Raw genomic sequence first — 1,068 nt, 5'->3', positions numbered from 1 at the left:
TGTATTGCCCAGTGAGGTTGTGGACGCGGCTGGCGGGTGGTTTGCCTGCGAGTGCGGTGTGTCCGCGGTGGTGATTGTAGGTGTGCAGCCACTGCGGGAACGCGTCGCGTCGTTCCTGCTCTGAGCGGTAGGGGCGGGCGTAGGCCCACTCGTCCAGGAGGGTCCGGTTGAGGCGTTCGACCTTGCCGTTGGTCTGGGGCCGGTAGGGCCGGGTTCGCTTGTGGGTGATCCCGGCCGCCGCCAGTGCGTCGCGCCAGAGGTGGGACTTGTAGCAGGAGCCGTTGTCGGTCAGGACGCGTTCGACGGTGATCCCGACGCTGGCGAAGTAGGCCTGTGCCCGCTCCCAGAAGCCGGTGGCGGTCTCCTTCTTCTCGTCGGCATGGATCTCCGAGTAGGCGAGGCGGGAGTGGTCGTCGACGGCGGTGTGGATGTACTGGTAGCCGGCGCCGGACTTCTTCTTGCGGCCCGCCGGGCGGCCGAGGACCTTGTGGCCGCCGCCGTCGGGGATGTTGCCGAGCTTCTTGATGTCCACGTGCACCAGTTCGCCGGGCTTCTCGCGTTCGTAGCGGCGTATGACACGACCGGTGGCCCGGTCCAGGTGGGTGAGGCGGGCGATCCGGTAGCGGGTCAGGACGCGGTGCACGGTCGAGGCCGGGATGCGCAGGAGTCCGGAGATGCGGGCCGGTCCCCAGCGTCGCAGGACGCGGATCTTGATGATCCGGCGTTCGGTGCGGGTGGGGGTCCGGCGCGGGCTGTGGTGCGGGCGGGAGGACCGGTCGGCCATCCCGGCCTCGCCGAGCATCCGGTACCGGTCCGCCCACCGCTGGGCGGTGGTGGGCGAGACCTGGAAGCGTTCGGCTGCCCTGCGGTAGGTCCAGCCGTCCTCGACCACGCAGCGGGCCAGCCGCAGACGTCCGGTCTCGGTCAGGGGTGCATTACGGTGGGGCACGAGGGCCTTTCGGTCGGTGTAGACGTCGCAATCCACACCGAACCCGGAAGGCCCTCACCCGTTCAAGAAGCCTCAGCCGAGACCTGCGTCACCTGTCCACAACCTCCCGGGACAGAACA

Annotated in this window: 1 protein-coding gene; it reads right to left on the bottom strand. The window is 69.1% G+C overall.

The annotated features are described in order from the left end of the window. Positions 1 to 949: IS481 family transposase (locus tag ACZ4XX_RS40315; RefSeq protein ID WP_468512783.1), on the bottom strand; the 949-nt coding region annotated here is incomplete at its 3' end. Positions 950 to 1,068 lie beyond the last annotated feature (119 nt).

The organism is Streptomyces sp. NPDC029956 (assembly GCF_055574655.1).
Note: the sequence above shows the minus strand (reverse complement) of the source record. Positions and strands in the feature narration are given on the sequence as shown.